Source organism: Pseudomonas fluorescens, from assembly GCF_001623525.1.
Classification (GTDB): Bacteria; Pseudomonadota; Gammaproteobacteria; order Pseudomonadales; family Pseudomonadaceae; genus Aquipseudomonas; species Aquipseudomonas fluorescens_Q.
This window is the reverse complement of record NZ_CP015225.1, coordinates 784,626-805,083: the sequence shown is the minus strand read 5'-3', so window position 1 is coordinate 805,083 and position 20,458 is coordinate 784,626. Positions and strand designations below refer to the sequence as shown.

At 62.1% G+C, this 20,458-nt stretch carries 16 protein-coding genes and 1 pseudogene; 11 read left to right on the top strand and 6 right to left on the bottom strand.

What is annotated here, in order from left to right:
* The first annotated feature begins 14 nt into the window (after positions 1-14).
* Genes nirJ through TK06_RS03435 form a run of 3 tightly spaced genes read left to right on the top strand, consistent with a single transcriptional unit; the run spans position 15 to position 3,569 of the window.
* Entirely contained in the window at positions 15-1,193 is a 1,179-nt protein-coding gene (nirJ, locus tag TK06_RS03445) for a heme d1 biosynthesis radical SAM protein NirJ (protein ID WP_063320828.1), read from the top strand.
* A gap of 40 nt (positions 1,194-1,233) precedes the next feature.
* Complete coding sequence (gene cobA, locus TK06_RS03440; protein WP_063320827.1) at positions 1,234-2,076, top strand: uroporphyrinogen-III C-methyltransferase; 843 nt, start codon at positions 1,234-1,236, stop codon at positions 2,074-2,076.
* Entirely contained in the window at positions 2,073-3,569 is a 1,497-nt protein-coding gene (locus tag TK06_RS03435; protein WP_063320826.1) for a nitrite reductase, read from the top strand. Before cobA ends, TK06_RS03435 begins: the two co-directional genes overlap by 4 nt.
* A 209-nt stretch (positions 3,570-3,778) precedes the next feature.
* On the opposite strand, the pseudogene TK06_RS03430 reads toward TK06_RS03435, so the two are convergent.
* The 3 genes and pseudogenes from TK06_RS03430 to TK06_RS03420 all read right to left on the bottom strand — a co-directional run bounded on the left by TK06_RS03430 (position 3,779) and on the right by TK06_RS03420 (position 8,057).
* Positions 3,779-4,964, bottom strand: a pseudogene (locus TK06_RS03430) (porin).
* Positions 4,965-5,370: 406 nt separating this feature from the next.
* The gene (locus TK06_RS03425; protein ID WP_063320825.1) at positions 5,371-6,645 is read right to left on the bottom strand and encodes a glucarate dehydratase family protein; all 1,275 of its coding nucleotides are present in this window, start codon (positions 6,643-6,645) and stop codon (positions 5,371-5,373) included.
* Positions 6,642-8,057: an MFS transporter gene (locus TK06_RS03420; protein ID WP_063320824.1), complete on the bottom strand. Its 1,416-nt coding sequence runs from the start codon at positions 8,055-8,057 to the stop codon at positions 6,642-6,644. The genes TK06_RS03425 and TK06_RS03420 overlap by 4 nt, the downstream gene beginning before the upstream one ends.
* 90 nt (positions 8,058-8,147) lie before the next feature.
* Here TK06_RS03420 and TK06_RS03415 point away from each other — a divergent pair, with 90 nt between their 5' ends.
* Complete coding sequence (locus tag TK06_RS03415; protein ID WP_063320823.1) at positions 8,148-9,044, top strand: LysR substrate-binding domain-containing protein; 897 nt, start codon at positions 8,148-8,150, stop codon at positions 9,042-9,044.
* A 319-nt stretch (positions 9,045-9,363) separates the two neighbouring features.
* Complete coding sequence (locus TK06_RS03410; protein WP_063325053.1) at positions 9,364-9,798, top strand: nuclear transport factor 2 family protein; 435 nt, start codon at positions 9,364-9,366, stop codon at positions 9,796-9,798.
* Between the two features lie 198 nt (positions 9,799-9,996).
* On the opposite strand, the gene TK06_RS03405 is transcribed toward TK06_RS03410, so the two are convergent.
* Positions 9,997-10,920 (bottom strand): LysR family transcriptional regulator, encoded by a 924-nt coding sequence (locus TK06_RS03405; protein WP_063320822.1) that lies wholly within the window; start codon positions 10,918-10,920, stop codon positions 9,997-9,999.
* A 126-nt stretch (positions 10,921-11,046) separates the two neighbouring features.
* Here TK06_RS03405 and TK06_RS03400 point away from each other — a divergent pair, with 126 nt between their 5' ends.
* Positions 11,047-11,253, top strand: coding sequence for a tautomerase family protein (locus tag TK06_RS03400; protein ID WP_025213530.1), 207 nt, complete (start codon positions 11,047-11,049; stop codon positions 11,251-11,253).
* 253 nt (positions 11,254-11,506) lie between these two features.
* Positions 11,507-12,241, top strand: coding sequence for an SDR family NAD(P)-dependent oxidoreductase (locus TK06_RS03395; protein WP_063320821.1), 735 nt, complete (start codon positions 11,507-11,509; stop codon positions 12,239-12,241).
* A gap of 65 nt (positions 12,242-12,306) precedes the next feature.
* Here the strand turns inward: TK06_RS03395 and TK06_RS03390 are convergent, their stop codons facing one another.
* Together TK06_RS03390 and TK06_RS03385 are read right to left on the bottom strand one after the other, a co-directional pair.
* Positions 12,307-14,436 carry a TonB-dependent siderophore receptor gene (locus tag TK06_RS03390; RefSeq protein WP_063320820.1) on the bottom strand — a complete coding sequence of 710 codons (2,130 nt, stop codon included), beginning with the start codon at positions 14,434-14,436 and terminating at the stop codon, positions 12,307-12,309.
* A 200-nt stretch (positions 14,437-14,636) separates the two neighbouring features.
* Positions 14,637-16,028 carry a PLP-dependent aminotransferase family protein gene (locus TK06_RS03385; RefSeq protein WP_063320819.1) on the bottom strand — a complete coding sequence of 464 codons (1,392 nt, stop codon included), beginning with the start codon at positions 16,026-16,028 and terminating at the stop codon, positions 14,637-14,639.
* A gap of 137 nt (positions 16,029-16,165) precedes the next feature.
* Between TK06_RS03385 and TK06_RS03380 the strand changes: the two genes are divergently transcribed.
* The 4 genes from TK06_RS03380 to TK06_RS03365 all read left to right on the top strand — a co-directional run bounded on the left by TK06_RS03380 (position 16,166) and on the right by TK06_RS03365 (position 20,364).
* Entirely contained in the window at positions 16,166-17,332 is a 1,167-nt protein-coding gene (locus tag TK06_RS03380; protein WP_063320818.1) for an MFS transporter, read from the top strand.
* A 203-nt stretch (positions 17,333-17,535) separates the two neighbouring features.
* Positions 17,536-18,207 carry a GntR family transcriptional regulator gene (locus TK06_RS03375; protein ID WP_063320817.1) on the top strand — a complete coding sequence of 224 codons (672 nt, stop codon included), beginning with the start codon at positions 17,536-17,538 and terminating at the stop codon, positions 18,205-18,207.
* A 112-nt stretch (positions 18,208-18,319) separates the two neighbouring features.
* Positions 18,320-19,252, top strand: coding sequence for a 4-hydroxyproline epimerase (locus tag TK06_RS03370; protein ID WP_063320816.1), 933 nt, complete (start codon positions 18,320-18,322; stop codon positions 19,250-19,252).
* Complete coding sequence (locus TK06_RS03365; RefSeq protein WP_063320815.1) at positions 19,249-20,364, top strand: NAD(P)/FAD-dependent oxidoreductase; 1,116 nt, start codon at positions 19,249-19,251, stop codon at positions 20,362-20,364. The genes TK06_RS03370 and TK06_RS03365 overlap by 4 nt, the downstream gene beginning before the upstream one ends.
* Positions 20,365-20,458: the final 94 nt, after the last annotated feature.

Sequence of the window (20,458 nt, the reverse complement as noted above, 5' to 3'; positions counted from 1 at the left end):
TGAAGGAGCGCCTTATGTTGAGGATCAGCCATTACCTGCGAGCCCTGGCCGGGCATTGCCCCGCCCCACGTGTCGCGCCACCGGGCGGCAGTCGCCCGCCGGTGGTGATCTGGAACCTGCTCAGGCGCTGCAACCTGACCTGCAAGCACTGCTATGCAACGTCGGCCGATAGCGTGTTTCGCGATGAACTGGACACCCCGGCGGCGCTCCAGGTCATCGACGACCTGCACGATGCCGGCGTGCGCGTGTTGATCCTGTCCGGCGGCGAACCGCTGTTGCGCGAGGACCTGTTCCAACTCAGCACTTATGCCCGCGACAAAGGTTTTTTCCTCGCCTTGTCCACCAACGGCACGCTGATCGACGCTTCCAATATCGAACAGATTGCCGCGGCGAACTTCGATTACGTGGGCATCAGCATCGACGGACTGGAAGCGACCCACGATGAATTCCGTCAGCTCAAGGGCAGTTTCGCCAGCTCCATGGCGGCCATCCGGCTTTGCCGCGAGCAAGGCATCCGGGTCGGGTTGCGCACCACCCTCACCCAGCAAAACCATGCCCAGTTGCCGCGCTTGCTGGATTTGATGAATGAGTACGACGTACAGAAATTCTACCTGTCGCACCTCAACTACAGCGGCCGGGGCAAGCGCAGTCGCAAGCTCGATGCCCAGCAACAGATGAGCCGCGAGGCCATGGCCTTGATCTTCGAACGGGCCTGGCGCGACATCGAACAAGGCCGTGACAGTGACTTCGTCAGCGGCAACAACGACGCCGACGCAATCCTGCTGCTGCAATGGGTCGCCCGGCGTCTGCCCCAACACTGCGCCGCACTGGAGCAGATGCTGCGAGCCTGGGGCGGCAACGCGTCGGGTAGCGGCATCGCCAACATCGACAATACCGGCGAGGTTCACCCCGACACGTACTGGTGGCAGCACTCGGTGGGCAATGTCCGCCAGACACCATTCAAGACGCTCTGGCTCAATCGCCCCGATGCCCTGCTGCTGAAGCTACGCGAACACCCACGGGCCGTTGGCGGTCGCTGCGGGCAATGCCGCTGGCTGGCGATCTGCAACGGCAATACCCGCACCCGGGCCTGGGCCGACGGTGACCTGTGGGGCCAAGACCCCGGCTGCCACCTCAGCGACGAAGAAATCGGCTTGCGCGCGATCCCCAGCGTTGCGATGCCCTGCGCCTGATCAACCGACGGCGCCCCTGATACCGAACCAAGGAAGTCCCATGCCTGCCTCCATCGTTTTGCCCGCTGCCCTGCAATCGTCCTTCAGACCGGGTGAAGTCGCCCTGGTCGGCGCCGGCCCCGGTGACCCGGGCCTGCTGACATTGCGCGCCTGGAGCCTGTTGATGCAGGCCGACGCGGTGGTCTACGACCGCTTGATCAGCTCGCAATTGCTCAGTCTGATCCCCCTGACCTGCGCCCGCCACTACGTCGGCAAGGCCGCCGGTTGCCACAGCCTGCCCCAGCCACAGATCAACGAACTGCTGGCCGACCTGGCCGACCAGGGACAGCGGGTGGTGCGACTCAAGGGCGGTGATCCGTTCATCTTCGGTCGCGGTGCCGAGGAACTGGAGTATCTGCTGGCCCGCGGTATCGATTGCCAAGTCGTGCCCGGCATCACCGCCGCGGCCGGTTGCAGCACCTATGCCGGCATTCCCCTGACCCATCGCGACCTGGTCAATTCCTGTCGCTTCATCACCGGTCATTTGCAACGCGAAGGTGACTTGAACCTGCCCTGGCAAAGCCTGGCGGATGACAGCCAGACCCTGGTGTTCTACATGGGTCTGTCAAACCTCGGCACCATCGCCGCACAACTGATCGCGGCGGGCCTGGCGGCTGATACGCCGGCGGCGCTGATCAGCAACGGCACACGCCCCGACCAGCAGGTCTTGCGCGGCACCCTCCAGCAATTGCCAGAGATGGCGCTGACGTGCGCCGAAGGCCTGCCGACCTTGACGGTAATCGGCAAGGTGGTTGGCTTGTTTGCCCATCAACTGCTGGAGCATCCGGCCCGCCTGCACCCGGCCCTACCGCTCCAGCCAACTGTCGCGAGGGTGGCCTCATGAGGATCGGCTGGCTTGCCCCATTACTATGGATCGGTGCCGTCCACGGCGCCACGGCGCCTGAACCGGAGCTGGCGTTGGCCGAACAGAACTACCAGCAACACTGCCAGCAATGCCACGGGGTCAATCGCATCGGCGGCGCCGGGCCGGCGCTGTTGCCCCAGAGCCTGAGTCGGATCAAGCCCGACGAAATTCGCCAGGTGATCGAAAACGGCCGTCCGGCCAGCCAGATGGCGGCATTCGGCGCGGTGCTGGAGCCCGCGCAGATCGATGGCCTGACCCACTATCTCCAACGTCCGCCTGCCGTCGAACCGACCTGGAGCGAGGACGACACTCGCCACAGCCATCGCCTGCTGGCGGATGTCGCGACCCTGCCCGACAAACCCCAGCACCATGCCGATCCGCTGAACCTGTTCGTGGTGGTGGAGGCTGGCGATCATCACATCAATATCGTCGACGGGGATCGTTTCGAGGTCCTGGCGCGCTTCGCCTCACATTTCGCGGTGCATGGCGGACCGAAGTTTTCGCCGGACGGACGCTTCGTCTATTTCGCCTCCCGGGACGGCTGGATCAGCCTGTATGACCTGCACAACCTCACGCTCATCGCCGAGGTGCGAGCCGGGCTCAATACCCGCAACCTGGCGGTGAGCAAGGACGGGCGCTGGGTGCTGGTGGGCAACACCCTGCCCGGCAACCTGGTGGTGCTGGATGCCCGCGACCTGTCATTGGTCAAGACCGTTGCAACGGTGGGGCTGGACGGCCAGGCGTCGCGGGTCAGTGCGGTCTATACCGCGCCGCCGCGCAACAGCTTCATCGTCGCCTTGAAAGATGTGAAAGAGGTCTGGGAGCTGTCCACCGGCCCGAATCCGGATTTTGTGCCCAGGCGTATCGAGGCCGAGGATTACCTCGACGATTTTTCCTTCTCGCCCGACTACCGGCAGTTGCTCGCCACCTCGCGCAAGGCCCAGGGCGGACAGGTGATCGACCTCGACACAGGGCGGATCGTCACCGACATCGCACTGCCGGGCATGCCGCACCTGGGCTCGGGGACCTATTGGAAACGCGATGGGCACTGGGTGTTCGCCACACCCAACATCAGCAAGGGGCTGATCTCGGTGATCGACTTCGACACCTGGAAAGTCATCAAGCAGATCCCTACCCTGGGGCCGGGTTTCTTCCTGCGCAGCCATGCCAATTCCCGCTACGCCTGGACCGACGTGTTCTTCGGCCCGGACAACGATGCCATCCACCTGATCGACAAACAGACCCTGGAAATCGCCCACACCCTACGGCCCATGCCCGGCAAAACCGCCGCCCACGTCGAGTTCACTCGCGACGGCCGCTACCTGCTGCTGAGCATTTGGGATACCGATGGCGCGCTGATTGTCTACGACAGCAACACCCTCGAGGAAATCAAGCGCCTGCCCATGAACAAGCCGTCGGGCAAGTACAACGTCGGCAACAAGATCGAGTTCGCCGAGGGGACGTCACACTGAAAAAAGGGGGCTGATGCGCAGCCCCCAATATCAATCAGTCTCGGGGCCGCTTCGCGCCCCAGCGGGAGCAAGCTCCCTCGCCACAGGATTGCACCGTACTCAAAAATGAAGTCGAACACTGCTCTTGTGGCGAGGGAGCTTGCTCCCGCTGGGCTGCGCAGCAGCCCCAAAAGCCGACCTGACACATCTCAGTTGAAGGGGGGTCACCCTTACCAGGTGAGCACCGCCCCCCACCGCGAAGGTATCGGTGTCTTCGTTCTGGGCGCTGGTGTCGTGGCCGTTGATTTCGAACTGGTTGTACTCGGCCACGAGCTTGAGGTTGTCGTTGATGTCGTGGAACAGCGCGATGCCACGGGTTTCGTAATCGGCGCCACTGCCCACCACACCGTTGCCGTCGTCATCGGTCTTGCCGTAGGACAACGCCAGGCGGTTCTTGCCCAGCTTGTAGGAGCCCTGCAACAGGTAGCCCTTGCTGTCGACATTGCGCAGGGTGGCTTCACCGGCGTTGTTGGTGAAGAACGGGTTGATGCCCTTGGCCTGGAACCCCGAGCCGGTCAGCGACAACCCGCCCATCTTGGCCTGCACACCATACCCCAGGCCCTTGGAAGTGACCGATTCGACGGTGGAGTCGGTGTTGTCCGAGGTCTGGTAGCTGCCGTTGAGCCAGCTGTAGATCTTCGCCCCGCCCAGATCGAACTGATAGGTGATCTCGCTCTCGGTGCGCGGGTTTTCCTGATAGGCCTTGCCCGTGGCGCTGTTGTCGTTGGTGTCCACCGGGTCCATGATCCCCACCGCCACCCGCAAGCCCTCCATCACCGGCGTGCGGTAGGTGATCTGCGAGGTCGGGAACGGATACGGATAACCGCTGCCGATGTTGCCGAACGAGACGCCACCGCCGTCCACCAAACCGAGGCTGTCACTGACCTGACCGTAACCGGCGAGCAACTCGTCCAGCAGGATGTTGGAGCGGGCAAACAGGCCGAAGTCCTTGCCGATCAGCACCTCACCCCACTCCGGGTTCGCCACGGTACCGTAGAACTGGCGCACGTCGATGGCGGTGTCGGTGCCATTGGTTTCACTGTCGTTGATGGTCACCCAGAACGAGGCCCGGGCACCGAGCTTGAGGTCATCGACCTGCTTGCCCATGTTGAAGCCCAGGTAGTTGGGCAAGAAACCCATCTTGACCCGCGCCTGCCGACGGTCGTACTGCTCACCCGCGCGGTCGACGTCACTGTTGACGTAAAAGGCGTTGATGTAGCCGTCGGTGGAAAAGGTCGTCTGGTCCTTGTCGTACAGCATGATTTCGGCGTTGGCCCAAGGCATCAGGCCCAGGCTCGAAACACCTACGATGACCGCAGGCAAAAAACGTTGGCGGGTATTTTTATTGTTGTGCATGGCGCGCTCCGCAACAGGGGACGGGATGTCGGAGGCGATTATCGAAAGGCGCCAGGGCGTGTCATACGCTGCCTTGGAGGCAATTGGCGGGTGCTTTGGAAGCGCCGGCCCGGCGCGGCAGTTTGGGTGTAAGACGGCGAGGCTGGCGGGTGCGATAGCTTGGGTGTAAGACTGCCTTGCCGACGGGCGCGGTACTTTGGGTGTGGGCCGCTGGGTGGGCTGGGAGGATCAACTCATTGGTCAGTCATAGCGAGTTGTTTGGTTTGGGGCTGCTGCGCAGCCCAGCGGGAGCAAGCTCCCTCGCCACTGGGGTCGCACCCACACTCAAAATTGAAGTCAAATCCAGCTTTTGTGGCGAGGGAGCTTGCTCCCGCTGGCCTGCGCAGCAGGCCCCCTCGCTGTCTCCTCAGAACCTCGGCTTGACGGTCTTCCACTCCGGCCGGTAACGCTGCATCTGCCGCACATCGTCGCGCTGGCGGATGCCGCAACTGAGGAACTGGTCATGCAGCTTGCCCAGTTGATCCCGATCCAGTTCCAAGCCCAGGCCCGGCGCCCGGGTGATCTTCACGCAGCCGTCGACAATCGGCAGCTTGCCACCCTTGATCACTTCTTCATCCGGCTCCTGCCACGGGTAATGGGTGTCGCAGGCGTAGTCCAGGTTCGGCACCGCTGCCGCTACGTGGGCCATGGCCATGAGGCTGATGCCCAGGTGCGAGTTGGAATGCATCGACACGCCAAGGCCGAAGGTGCTGCACATTTTCGCCAGGGCCTGGGTGTCGCGCAGGCCGCCCCAGTAATGATGGTCCGCCAGTACGATCTGCACGCTGTCCAGCGCCACGCTACGGCGGAACTCATCGAAATCGGTGACCACCATGTTGGTCGCCAGCGGCAGCCCGGTGCGCTTGTGCAGCTCGGCCATTCCCTCCAGCCCCGGTGTCGGGTCTTCGTAGTACTGCAGGTCATCTCCCAGCAGCTCGGCCATGCGAATCGAGGTTTCCAGGGACCAGTTACCGTTGGGATCGATGCGCAACGGATAGCCGGGAAATGCCCGTTTCAGCGCCTTGATGCAGGCGACTTCATGCTCCGGATCGAGAGCGCCGGCCTTGAGCTTGATGCTCTTGAAGCCATAGTCCTGGATCATCCGCCGGGCCTGGGCAACGATCTGTTGTTCGTTGAGCGCCTCGCCCCAACTGTCGGGCGGGTACGGCGAATCGATGTGCTCGGCGTACTTGAAAAACAGATAGGCGCTGAACGGAATCTCGTCGCGGATCGCGCCGCCCAGCAGGTCCACCAACGGCACGTTCAGGTAATGGGCCTGCAAATCCAGGCAAGCCACTTCGAACGCCGAATAGGCATTGCTCACCGCCTTGCTCGCGTGGGAACCCGGCGCCAGTTCGGCACCGGCAATGCTCACCGGTTTCTGCGCGGCGACGGTCGCCTGGACGATAGACCGCAACTGGTTGAGGTTGAACGGATCCAGGCCGATCAACTGGCTCTGCAACTGCTGCTGGATCGCCAAGGCCGGCGCATCGCCGTAGCTCTCCCCCAGGCCGATGTAACCGTTGTCGCTCTCGATCTCGATGATCGAGCGCAACGCGAACGGCTCATGGATGCCGCTGGCGTTGAGCAAAGGTGGATCGCGAAAAGCGATGGGTGTGACGGTGACGCGTTTGATCTTCATACAGCGGCTCCCGATGGGCCAGGTTTCAAGGCTTGAGAGGTTTGCGACTGACTGGCTTCGGCAACGGCTTCGGGCCGGCCGGACAGTGAGTTCGGGGTATCGCGCTTCGGTGCGGTGCGAGCGAAAAAGATCACCACGGCGGCGACAAGCGAAGTGGCGGCCAACCCATACAGGCCGCCCTCGATGGAACCGGTGGTCTGCTCCAGGAAACCGAAGGCCGTCGGCGCCACAAAACCGCCGAGGTTACCGATGGAGTTGATCAAGGCGATCACCGCCGCCGCGATGCGTGCATCCAGGTAGCCTTGGGGAATCGGCCAGAACAACGCCGACGCCGCCTTGAAACCAATCGCCGCAAAACAGATCGCCACGAAGGCGAAGATCGGCCCGCCGGTGGTGGACATGAACATGCCGAACGCAGCGACCACCAGCGTCACCGCGACCCAGGCCTGCTGGAATTTCCATTTGCCGGCCAGGGCGGCAAAGCCGTACATCGCGATGATGGAAATGATCCACGGAATGGAGTTGAGCAAGCCGACCTGGAAGTCTCCCAGGTTGCCCATTTTCTTGATCATGCTCGGTAGCCAGAACGTGGCACCGTAGATGGTCAGGGCGATGGAAAAGTAGATGAAACAGAACAGCGCGATCTGCCGGTCAGCCAACAATTTGAATATCGACGGCTTGATCACCTGGGCCGCCTCCCGGGCCCGTTGCTCTTCGGCGATAGCGGCGATCAATACGGTTTTCTCTTCACTGCTCAGCCATTTCGCCTGACTCGGATGCGATTGCAGCCAGAACCAGACAAACCCGCACAGCACGATGGAGGCGAAACCTTCGATCAGGAACATCCATTGCCAGCCATGCAGCCCCATCCCGCTGATGTGCAGCAAGGCGCCGGACACCGGGCCGGAAATCACCGACGCGATGGCCGACCCGCTCAGGAAGATCGCCATCGCCTTGCCGCGCTCGTTGGCAGGTAGCCATTGGGTGAAGTAGTAGATGATGCCGGGAAAGAACCCCGCCTCCGCCGCGCCGAGGATGAAGCGCAGTACATAGAAACTGGTTTCGCCGCGCACAAAAGCCATGGCCATGGCCGCCGCGCCCCAGGTGAACATGATGCGCGTCAGCCAGGCCCGCGCGCCGTAGCGTTGCAACAGCATGTTAGACGGCACTTCAAACAGGGCGTAGCCGACGAAGAACAACCCGGCGCCAAGCCCATAGGCGGCAGCGCCGATGCCCAGGTCGGTTTCCAGGTGACTGCGCACGAAACCGATGTTGACCCGGTCGATGTAGTTGACGATGAACATCACCACCACCAACGGCAGTACATGACGTTTGACCTTGGCCGCCGCAAGCGCCAGGGTGCTGTCATGGGTGGAGTCCGTTACGTTATTCAAGGGGTGCCTCCCGATCATTGTTTTTGTGGGGAACGGGCCGATGATGGACGCGGGGGATTGTTCCCGTCTAATCTAACTTGGCACTTGATTGATACCTGGATTGAATCAATGTTTGAACTGGCCCAGCTGCGCTGCTTCACCACCGTGGCGACCGAACTCAACTTTCGTCGTGCCGCCGAACGCCTGAACATGACCCAGCCACCGCTGAGCCGGCAGATCCAATTGCTGGAGCATCACTTAGGCGTCGAACTGTTCACCCGCAGCACCCGCAGCGTGGCGCTCACTGCCGCCGGCCGGGCGTTTTTCATCGAAGCGCAGAACCTGCTGGAACAGGCCCAACAAGCCGCCATCGCCGCCCGGCGCTTTGCCCAGGGTGACATCGGTTCGGTGACCATCAGCTTCGTCGGCAGCGCGGTGTACGAGTTTCTGCCCAAGGTGATTGCCGAGGCCCGGCTGAAACAGCCCCAGGTCAAAATCGTCCTGGCGGAGATGAACACCTACCAGCAGCATGAAGCCCTGCGCGCTCGGCGCATCGACCTGGGCATCGTCCGCTCGCCACTGCTGGAGACCGGCTACGCCACCGAATGCCTGGTGCGCGAACCCTTCGTACTGGCGGTGCCTGCCGGACATCCGCTGGCCAGCGCCGAGACCGTGAGCGTCCAGGATCTGGACGCCCAACCGTTCCTCATGTACTCCCACGCCGCCTACCCGCCCTTCAACGAACTGCTCACCGGCATGCTGCGCTCGGCCCGGGTCGCGCCGCAATTCGTGCAATGGCTGGGGTCGTCGCTGACGATCCTGGCACTGGTCAATGCCGGCATGGGCCTGGCGCTGGTGCCGCGTTGCGCCAGCAGCGTGGTGTTCAAGCAGGTGGTGTTTCGCGAGATCGACCTGGGCGAAGGGGTTCAAAGCGAGTTGCACCTGGTGTGGCGCCAGGACAACGACAACCCGGCGTTCACCATGCTGCTGGAAGGGATTCGGGGAGCGGTTCGCGAGGGCCTGTGAATACACCACCACAGCTAAAAGCCCCCCCCCTGTGGCGAGGGGATTTATCCCCGCTGGGCTGCGAAGCAGCCCCAAAAAGACAACGCAATAAACCTGACACACCTCAGTGCCGATTCCTGGGGCTGCTGCGCAACCCAGCGGGAGCAAGCTCCCTCGCCACATTGTTGGCCATCCCCCGATGTTCTTTTGACCAGACCTGGCTGATTTCACAAATGGCCTAGCTGTCTGGCTATTCCCGTTGCCTTCGACAAGTTGTACGATGACCGATGAGCGCAAGCGCTTGTATGTTCCGGATACCTACAACAACAAGGAAATCTCCATGAAAAAAGCGACATTGATCGTCAGCTTCTTGTGCCTGTTCAGCGGCTACGCAGCGGCAGCCCCTTCTTCGGCCGAGCAGGAAGTGGCCGAGGCCGTCGACCACCTGACCCAAGCCATGCTGCACAAAGACATCCCACAACTCCAGGCACTGGCCGCCGAGAACCTGACCTACGGGCACTCCAGCGGCAATATCCAGGACAAGAAAGCCTTCATCGCCGACATCGAAACGGGCAAGAGCGCGTTCAAGACCCTGGAAATGCAGAACCAGAAAATCACCTTGTCCGGTGACGTAGCGCTGGTGCGCAACCACTTCTCGGCCCAGGCGCTCAAGGGCACCGAAGTGGTTCCGACGGAAATCGAGAACTTCCAGATCTGGCAGAAGCAGAAGAATGGCAAGTGGCTGCTGATTGGCCGTCAGGCGTTTCGGTTCTGACAGAAAAATTTTCCGCGCAAAGCGTCCTGTCAACTTGAAGGCGCTGTGATTCATTGTGGCGAGGGGATTTATCCCCGCTGGGCTGCAAAGCAGCCCTGAACCTGATACTTCGATGCGCCTGATTGATTGCATCGCTGCTGTTGGGACTGCTTCGCAGTCCAGCGGGGATAAATCCCCTCGCCACAGATCACAATCACCTCAATCCGCGGCCCACTGCTCTCGGTACTGCAGCAGGAAATCCACAAAAGCGCGCACACGCTGCGGCACATACCGGCCATGGGGATACAGCAAGGTGAACGGCCGTGAGCGCCCCGCGAAGGGTGCAAGCACCTCTACCAGTTGCCCGTTGGCCAGTTCCTGCTTAACGATGAATTTGTAGGTCTGGAACAACCCAGCGCCATGCTTGGCCAGCGTCACCCCACCCAGCACATCATCCGAACAGCAATAGTTGCCTTGGCCGAATACCTCCTTCTCCTTGCCATCCACCTTGAACAACCAGGAAATCCGTCGTCCGCTGCTGGGCAATTCGAACTGGATGCACTCGTGATCGTCCAGGTCTTCAAGGGTCTGCGGCGTGCCGGCCTTGCGCAGGTAGTCCGGTGAGGCGACCACCGCCAGATTCGCGTCTTCCAACAACCTGGCGATCATGGAGGAGTCCGGCTGGGCCCGCACCCGGATGGCGAGGTCATAACCTTCGGCAACGAAATCGATGTTTCGATTGCTCAAGTGAAGGTCGACGCTGACCTGCGGATACAATGCCCGGAAAGCCGGCAGCAAGGGCAATATCCGATGATGACCATACGTGGTGGGCAGGCTGATGCGCAGTTGCCCGGACGGCACCGATTGCGCGCCCATCATTTCCTGTTGCGCCTCGACCAGTTGCGTCAACGCCTGCCGACATTGCTCGAAATAGGTCTTGCCGGCTTCGGTCAGGCGGATGCTGCGGGTGGTGCGCACGAAAAGCCTTGAACCCAGGCGCTCTTCCAGGCGAAAGATCGAGCGGCTCACCGCCGCCGGGGTAACCCCCGCCAACTGCGCCGCCGCCGTGAAGCTGCCCGCCTCCGCCGCCAGGCAGAACAGTTCTATGCTGCCCAACTGCAGGTCTTCGAAATGACGCTTCATGATTCATTACACCGCGTATCAACTGAAGTTTCCAAAGGCCTGTTTATCAGTCTGCGGCGTATAAATACAGTGGCCTTCCACCGCGCAGGGTTGTCCTGCGCTCATTTCCATCAGTTGGAGTGCAACATGCCTTTCGTCAATGTGCGAATTACCCGAGACGGCGTCACCCGTGAACAGAAAGCCCAGGTGATTTCCGAAATCACCGAAACCCTCCAGCGCGTACTGGGCAAGGACCCGCATTTGACCCACATCGTGATCGAGGAAGTCGACACGGATAACTGGGGATACGCGGGGATGACGACGACGGAGTATCGAAGTCTTCCCAAGGAATAACGCCCTGCCCCTCCCAAGCCCGGTCCAACTGACCGGGCTTTTTTCTGCCTGCGACAATCCTGTGAGCGTTACCGGCGAACCTGGGTTTGCGATCAGCCGGGAACATTGTGTGCGGCCCCGACCATTGATTACACGACGTATCAACTCAAGTACCAGAAGCCTTATTTATCAAACCCTGGCGCATCAATACCCTGAACTCAACCACCGCCAACACAGGCGCACCGGTTCAACTCAATGTGATCAGGAGTCAATCATGAGCCTCAAAAAAACCGTCATCATCACCGGCGCTTCCAGCGGGATCGGCCTGGGTTTGGTCAAAGCGTTCCTGGGTCGGGGTTATAACGTGGTGGGCAATGCCCGCTCCCCGTCCGGCCTGGAGGCTGCCGCCGCTGACCTCGGCCACCCGGCAGGCTTCATCGGCGTGGCCGGCGACATCGCTGACCCGACCACTTCAACCGCCCTCATCACCCAAGCCGTCGCGGCGTTTGGCACCGTTGACGGGCTGGTGAACAACGCCGGCTTCTTCCTGCCAAAACCCTTCGTCGAATACAGCCCCCAGGATTTGGACGCGCTACTGGACACCAACCTCAAGGGTCTGGTCTACGCCAGCCAGGCCGCTGCCGCGCACATGATCGGGCGCCAGCAAGGCTTCATCATCAACATTTCAGCCGCCGTGGCCCTGCAACCGAACATCCAGGTGCCGGCAGCACTGCCGGTGTTGATCAAGGGCGGCGTCAACCAGATGACCCGCGCCCTGGCCCTGGAGCTGTCGCCCCACAACATCAAGGTCAACGCGGTCGCCCCCGGCATCATCGACACGCCCATGCACGACCCGGCGCACCGCGCATTCCTCGACAACCTGGCCCCAGCCGGTCGCGTGGGCACCATCGAGGAAATTGCCGAGGCCGTGTTGTACCTGGCGGGCGCCGATTTCACGACTGGCGCGATACTGCCGGTGGACGGCGGGATGAGCACAGGCAAGTGGTAAAGAGGCAAGTGGTAAAAAGAAAACCCCGAAGGCAGAACCTTCGGGGTTTTCATGACGCATCGAATTCAGAGCGTGTAGGAGATGCCGGCCTGCACGGTTCGCGGTGCGCCTGGGTAGGCATAGACGCCCCCGAATGCACCCTCTTCGTAGTCGGCGTCAAACAGATTCTTCAGGTCCAGGTTGAGGCGGATCCGCTCGTTGACCTTGTAGTAACCGAGCAGGTCCACGACGGTGTAGCTGTCCATGGAAAACGGGTTGACGCCCATCTTCCCGGCCCGCTCATCGACGTACCTGGCCCCCAGTCCCAAGCCCAGCCCTTTAAGGCCTCCGTCCTGGAACTCATAGACGTTCAACAGGCTGAAGCTGTTCCTTGGTACGTTGAGCAGTCGGCTACCCTTCTCGAAGGTGTTGTCCTTGACCACTTCGGCGTCCACATAAGCGTAGCCGCCGATCACGCGCCATTCCGGCGTCAGGTTTCCCGCCACGTTCAGGTCAAAACCACGACTCCGTACTTCACCGGCGGCCACATTAAGTGTCGAGTCCTGTGGATCTGAGGTGAGCACATTGCGTTTTTCGATTTGGTACACCGCGGCATCTACGCTTACCTGACGATCCAGCGCTTCCCACTTGATGCCCATTTCATAAGATTTGCCCTCTTCAGGCTTGAATCCACCACCCTGCGCATTGCGTCCGGTGTTGGGTTTGAAAGAACGAGCCGTATTCGCGTAGACAGCCACCGTGTCGGTCAAGTCGTAGATCACTCCCAGACGCGGAGTGACGGCGTTATGGCTGGCATCCCAGTCACCATTGGCGGTAGCAAAATTCTCGTACTTATGCTCGAACCGCTCGAAACGCGCCCCAGCCAACAACTTCAAGCGCTCAGTCAGCGTCACCTGATCCTGGACGAACACGCCAAACGTCTTGAGGTTTTCCTGGTCATCGGTGGGCTTGCGCGTCAATGCCGGGCGTGGCTGGCCATACACCGGGTCGAAGATATCGATCGGGTAGGCCCCGACAGCGCCGGAGGAACGCTGGATGATGGACTGGTAGTCGTAGTCTTCATACTCGATACCCGTCAGCAACGTGTGCTCGAACCCGCCAGTGGAAAAATGCCCGGTGAGGTTGAGTTGGGTGTCGCGGTCGGTCCACTCCAGCTTACGGTAGTTGAAGTTGCGACCCAGGGTGCGTCCATCGGCGGCGATGCCGTTGCCTTCGATGGCATTGCCCTGCAAGGTGCCGTCGAGCCATTGGGTACCGCCGGCCAGGGTCCAGTCGTCGTTGAGCATGTGCTCGAAACGCACCTGCAGCATGTTGTTGTCGTTATGCAGCTTGCCGACGTCTTTTTCACCGAAGAACGTATCCCGCGACGCGGTGCCGCGCTGGCCGGCGTAATGAGTCAAGCCACGGTCCAGCGGCGCATTGTTGCGCATGAAGTCGCCTTCGAAGGTCAGGCGCGTGGTGTCGTTGACCTGCCAGGACACCACGGGTGCAACGCCGTAACGCTCGGTCTCGACGTGATCGCGGAACGTGTCGCCGCCCTCGCCGATCACGTTCAGGCGATAAGCCAGGCGCCCTTCTTCATCCAACGGACCGGACGCGTCCAGCGTACCGCGACGCATCCCCTGGTCGCTGACCTGGCTACCCAGGGTCACCGTGCGCTCGGCCAACGGCTGCTTGGACACCACGTTGAAGGTACCGCCGGGATCGCCCCGGCCATAGAGCATGGTGGCCGGGCCGCGCAAGACCTCCAGCCGCTCGATGGTGTTGGCGTCAGGCATGTTCGGGTAGCCACGGTTGATCGGGAAACCGTTGCGGTAGAACTCTCCGGTAGTGAAACCGCGTACGGTGAAAGTAGTCAGGCCCTGGCCGCCGAAGTTGTTACCCCGGCCGACTCCTCCAGCGTAATCGAGGGCGTCCTGCAGACGCGTGGCGCCAAGGTCTTCGACGACGTCGCGAGACACCACGGAAATGGATTGCGGGGTTTCATGGATCGCCGTGTCGGTACGGGTGGCACTGGCCGAACGGGTGGCGTGATAGCCCTTCACCGGTCCCTGTGCTGATTCATAGTCGGCGCTACCGACGATATCCGTGGCTTGCAACTCAAGGGAAGCCGGCTTGGCAGGGACTGGCTGTTCAGCCCAAGTGGAAACGGAATAAGCCTGGAGCACACACAGTGAAACGAGAATCCGACGCATCGATGCACAATCCTAATGGAAAAAAGCCTCCACGTCGGGAGGCTGACAAGAATGTGTCGCGAAAGATACAGCAACTCATTTCTGTTTGATATCTATTCCCATTAACGTCGATATTTTTTGTGACCGGTCAGTCCGTCATCGCGAGCAAGCTTTGCTCCACAGGGGATTGCTCGCGATGACGCAGAACAATCTCCCAAACCCTACTGAGCCACCGCAGTCGACTCCTGCTCCACCCGCTGGAAGAACACCTGCGCCCGATGATCCTGGGTATAGGCCACATTCAACCGCAACCAATCGCACGCCTCGCCCTGGGGCAGGAACGTCGAGCCTTGGGACAGTTGGATTTTCAGCTCCCGGGCGATCTGCTGCACCCGTTGTGCCGCCAGGTACCGAGGCCTGGCCCAGACGAACATCCCCCCCAGCGGCTCGGCAAACACCTCCCAGTGGGCTGGGTCCAGTTGGCGCAGCGTACTTGCCATCTGCTTGTTCAGGCGCTGGCGCAAGCGCTGGATCAACTTGCGATAAGCACCGTTGGCCAGCAACGTCGCCACCACGTTTTCTGCCAGCAGCGAACAACCGATGCCGGTAATCATCTTGACTTCGGCCAGGCGCTGGATGATCTCGGGATGGGCGACCACGTAACCGATGCGCAGCGAACTGGACAGCGTCTTGGAAAAACTCGCCAGGTAGATCACCCGGTCCAGGGCATCCAGGGAGGCCAGGCGTGAGGTCGGACCATTCTGGAAATCGGCGTAGATGTCGTCCTCGATGAGGCGAAAGTCATGGGCCGTTGCCAGTTGCAGCAGACGATAAGCCACGCTTGGCGCCAGGCTGGTGCCAGTGGGGTTCTGGTACATGCTGTTGATGAAGAAATACGAGGGCTTATGCTCGCCGAGAAGCTGTTCCAGGCGGGCGATGTCCGGGCCTTGGGCGGTTCTCGGCACCGCCACGGTCTTGACCCCATGCAGCTTCAGCAGATTGAACAGGTTGTAGTAGCCAGGACTTTCCACCAGCACCAGGTCACCGGGCTTGAGCAGGGTTCGCACCAGCAGGTCGAGGCCCTGGCTGGCGCCTTGGGTGGTGATGATTTGCGTCGGGTCGACATGAATATCGATCAGGCCCAGGCGCTTTTGAAGGTGCAGGCGCAGATGAGGCGAGCCCAGCGGGGTGCTGTAGTTGAACAACGCATGGTTGTCGCTGCGCACCACTTGGCGGATCGCCTGGCCCAGGTCGGTGTCGTCGCGCCAGGCATCGGGCAGCCAGCCACACCCCAGCTTGAGCTGCGTCGACTCATTGTCGAACAACCGCCACCGCGCGTTATCCGTTTCCGGCTCCGGCTCCACGGGCCGGAACAACTGCTGCGCGACAAAAAAACCCGCGCCATGTCGAGACTCCAGCACCCCGCTGGCAACGAGTTGGTCATAGGCCTTGATCACGCTCGACAGGCTCAAGCTGTTTTCCCGGGCCAGTTGACGAATGGACGGCATGCGCGCACCGGGGCGGATGCCATGGGCGTTGATCCAGCCCATGAGGTGCGTCACGAGCTGCCGGATCACAGGCTCGGCAACGTTGCGATCAATCTTCAGGTCCACGGCTGGCACTCTTGGCTAAGTGTTCTCGGATTTCGAGCGAACAGTTAAGCACAAATGGCCTGGGTCTGTTCCTTGTTTGCGCTGTGCCCGGCAGTGATAGTCCTCGAGACTTCATGCACACCCTCTAAGGAACACCCTTGAACCCATCGCATCGACATTCCTGGGGACTGGCTTTCGGCCTTTGCCTGATCACCCTTGCGGTCAACCTGCAGGCGCCGCTGTACACCACCTACGCGCAGTTGTCCGGCTACGGGGCCGGAGCCACGGCGGTGGCGTTTTCCGGTTATGTGCTGGGCGTACTGCCGGTCCTGCTGGCGTTCGGCGGGCTGGCCGACCGGGTGGGACGCAAGCCGTTGATCCTGGTCGCCCTCGGGCTGTCGATGCTGGCGACGCTGGTGACACTGCTCTGGCCGAGCCTGGAAGCCCTGGGCGTGGCGCGCCTGATGATGGGGGTCGGCACAGGGCTGGCCTCAGCCACATCAACCGCCTATATGGCCGAGCTCATGGCAACCCGCGATCCGCGCTCGCCGGCCAACCGGGTCACCGCCAGCACCTCCCTGGGCTTTGGCCTGGGCGCGGCGTTGACCAGTCTGTTCCTGTTCGTCCATCACAGCGCCACGCCCGGCAGCTTCTGGTTGCAGCTGATGTTGGCTGCCATGGCAATGGTGGTGGTCTGGCGGTTACCGGACCCGGCGCTGAAAATCAAAGATGCACCGTTGCTGCGCCTGCCGTTGTTTCCCGCCGGCAGCCTGCCCTACAGTTTTTCCATGCTGTTGGCCTGGGCGACCTCGGGTCTGGTCATCGCCATATTGCCATCAGTGCTGGCGACCCACGACTTGCAGCGTTGGTCGGGCCTGTCGACCTTTACGGTGATCAGTTGCGGCTTGCTCTTCCAGCCCTGGGTTCGACGCATGCAGCCGGCCAGGGCCACGGGCTTGGGCCTGTTGATCCTGCCTGCGAGCTACGCGTTGCTGGCCTGGGGCGCGAGCGCCGGCTCCCTGCTCGCCGTGTTGCTGGGAGCGCTGGGCGCCAGCAGCGCTTGCTACGGTTTCCTGTACCTGGGTGGGTTGTCGGCCGTCACGGCCTTGGCTGGCGCGGAAAAGGCCCGGGTCAGTGCCGGTTTTTTCCTGTTCGCCTATGTCGGGTTCAGCATCCCGGTGGTGGTGACCGGGTTGCTGGCCGATCATTTCGGCGCGGACGTGGCGTTGATCGTGTTCGGCCTGGCGTTATTGGCTGGGGTGTCTGTTACCGGATGGCGCATCGTCCGGACCGAGGCTTATGTGAGCCACCTGTCCCACGGCTGAAACAACCAACCTGTGGCGAGGGAGCTTGCTCCCGCTGGGTTGCGCAGCGACCCCAACATTCTGCGATTGCTGCGCAATCGAGCGGGAGCAAGCTCCCTCGCCACGGAGGCTGACTGAAGGATTGGGGAAGCCTTGGACAGCTCGACACCGCGCTCGGCAAAGTCGTATACCATATCCCCACCTAAGCCGAACGACCCGCCGCCGTGACTTTATCCAAGTTCAACCTGCCTGATCTGGGCAACACCCCTTCCACCTCGGAAATCATCACCCGCCATCTGCGCGATGCCATCGTGGCTGGGCACTTTGCCGAGGACGAGCCTATTCGCCAGGATGACATCGCCCGGCAGTTCAACGTCAGCAAGATCCCCGTACGCGAAGCCCTCAAGCGCCTGGAGGCCGAAGGCCTGGTGATGTTCCAGCGCAATCGCGGGGCGATGGTGACGCGCATTTCCGAGGCGGAGCTGGCGCAAATGTTCGAAGTGCGGATGCTGCTGGAAGACAAAGTACTGCGCCTGGCGATTCCCAACATGACCGAAGCCACCTTCGCCCGCGCCGAAAGCATCTGCCGGGAGTTCATCGGTGAAGACGACGTAGGGCGTTGGGCGGAACTGAACTGGCAGCTGCATGCCTGCCTCTACGAACCGGCGCAGCGGCCGTTCATGGTGAGTCTGATCCGCTCGGTCCACGACAAGCTGGAGCGTTATTTGCGCATGCAGATGAGCCTTTCGGCCGGCAAGGAGCGCGCCGATCACGAGCACCGGGAAATCATCAAGGCCTGCCGCGCCGGTGACGTCGAGCGAGCAGTGATGCTGCTGGACGAACACATCGCCGGGGTCTGCGAGACCTTGTTCAAGTTCCTGCCGTCCAGCCATTGATGGGCCAGCACTGTGCCGATTTCGTCATCGGCGACAGGTAAAACTATCAAGCCGTCGCCCCCTGGCGCGGGCCACGCTTACCGTCATTCACCTGAACGGACGTGGCCCTCCCATGAAACGCATCACCGTGATCGACTCCCATACCGGCGGCGAACCGACCCGACTGGTCACCGACGGTTTTCCTGACCTGGGCCAGGGCAGCATGGCCGAGCGCAAGCAACGCCTGGCCACGGAACACGACGCCTGGCGCACCGCCTGCGTGCTGGAACCGCGGGGCAGCGATGTGCTGGTGGGGGCGCTGCTCTGCGAGCCGGTGGACCCCAGCGCCTGTGCCGGCGTGATCTTTTTCAACAACAGCGGCTACCTGGGCATGTGCGGCCACGGCACCATCGGCCTGGTGGCGTCACTGGCCCACCTGGGCAGGATCGGCCCCGGCGTGCACAGCATCGAAACCCCGGTGGGCACGGTACAGGCAACCTTGCACGAAGACCGCTCGGTCAGCGTGCGCAACGTGCCGGCCTACCGTTACCGCAAGGCACTGGCCCTGGAGGTGCCCGGCATCGGTCAGGTGGTGGGCGACGTGGCCTGGGGCGGCAACTGGTTTTTCCTGATCGCCGAACATGGCCAACGCGTGGCCGGCGATAACCTCGACGCGTTGACCGCCTACACCTACGCCGTACAGCAAGCCTTGGAGCAGCAGGGTTTTCGCGGCGAGGACGGCGGCTTGATCGACCACATCGAACTGTTTGCCGACGACCCGCAAGCCGACAGCCGCAACTTCGTACTCTGCCCGGGCAAGGCCTATGACCGCTCCCCTTGCGGCACCGGCACCAGCGCCAAACTGGCGTGCCTGGCGGCCGATGGAAAACTGCAACCCGGCCAGATCTGGCGCCAGGCCAGTGTCATTGGCAGCGAGTTCGAGGGCTCCTACGAGCGCTCGGGCGAGCGCATCGTGCCGACCATTCGCGGTCGCGCCTACATCAGCGCCGAAACCACACTGATCATCGAAGCCGATGACCCGTTCGCCTGGGGCATTCGTCCGTGAGCGAGGGCCATGTCGCCGACGTGATCATCATCGGCGCGGGCATCATCGGTGCGGCCTGTGCCCAGGCATTGGCCCGACGCAACGTCAACGTGTTGGTGCTGGACGCCGGTTGGCACGGCGCCACGGCGGCCGGCATGGGGCACCTGCTGGTGCTCGATGACAACCCGGCGGAGCTGGCCCTCAGTCAATATTCCCTGCAACGCTGGCGCGAGCTGGCCCCAGCCCTGCCCGACGGCTGCGCCTGGCGCAACAACGGCACCTTGTGGCTGGCGGCCAATGCCGAAGAAATGGCGGTGGCCCATAGCAAATACCTGAACCTGCTGGCCCATGGCGAAGCCTGTGAACTGATCGGCCACGCCGCGCTGCATCAGCGTGAACCCGAGCTGCGCCCGGGGCTGGAAGGTGGGCTGCTGATCAAGGGTGACGGCATCCTCTATGCCCCGGCGGCCGCGCGCTGGATGCTGGACGCGCCCAACATTCGCCAGCAACGGGCGCAGGTCAGCGAAGTTGACGGCCATCGCGTGCGCCTTGATGACGGTCGCTGGTTGAGCGCCGAAGCGGTGGTCCTCGCCAATGGCATCCAGGCCACTGAATTGTGCCCGGAGCTGCCGATCGTGCCGAAGAAGGGCCACCTGCTGATCACCGACCGCTACCCCGCTACCGTCACCCACACCCTGGTGGAACTGGGCTACGTCACCAGCGCCCATAACGCCAGCGGACCGTCAGTGGCGTGCAATATACAGCCGCGCCCGACCGGGCAATTGTTCATTGGCGCCTCGCGGCAGTTCGGCACGCTTGACCCTCAGGTGGAAGGCTGGATGCTGGCGAAGATGCTCAAGCGCGCCGTCGAATACCTGCCAGGATTGGCGCATCTGAACGGCATCAGGGCCTGGACCGGTTTTCGCGCAGCGAGCCCCGACGGCTTACCCCTGGTGGGCCAACATCCACAGCGCCAGGGACTGTGGCTGGCGGTGGGTCATGAAGGCCTGGGGGTCACCACGGCACCGGCGACGGCTGACCTGCTGGTCGCCCAACTGTTCAACGAAACCTCGCCGCTGGCGCCTCAAGCTTACCTGCCGCAGCGTTTTCTTGGAGAGCCGGCCCATGCCTGAAGCCCGACACAAGTCCTTGTGGCGAGGGAGCTTGCTCCCGCTGGATTGCGCAGCAGTCCCCTGGATTGGCCTGACACACCGAGTTGTCAGATCG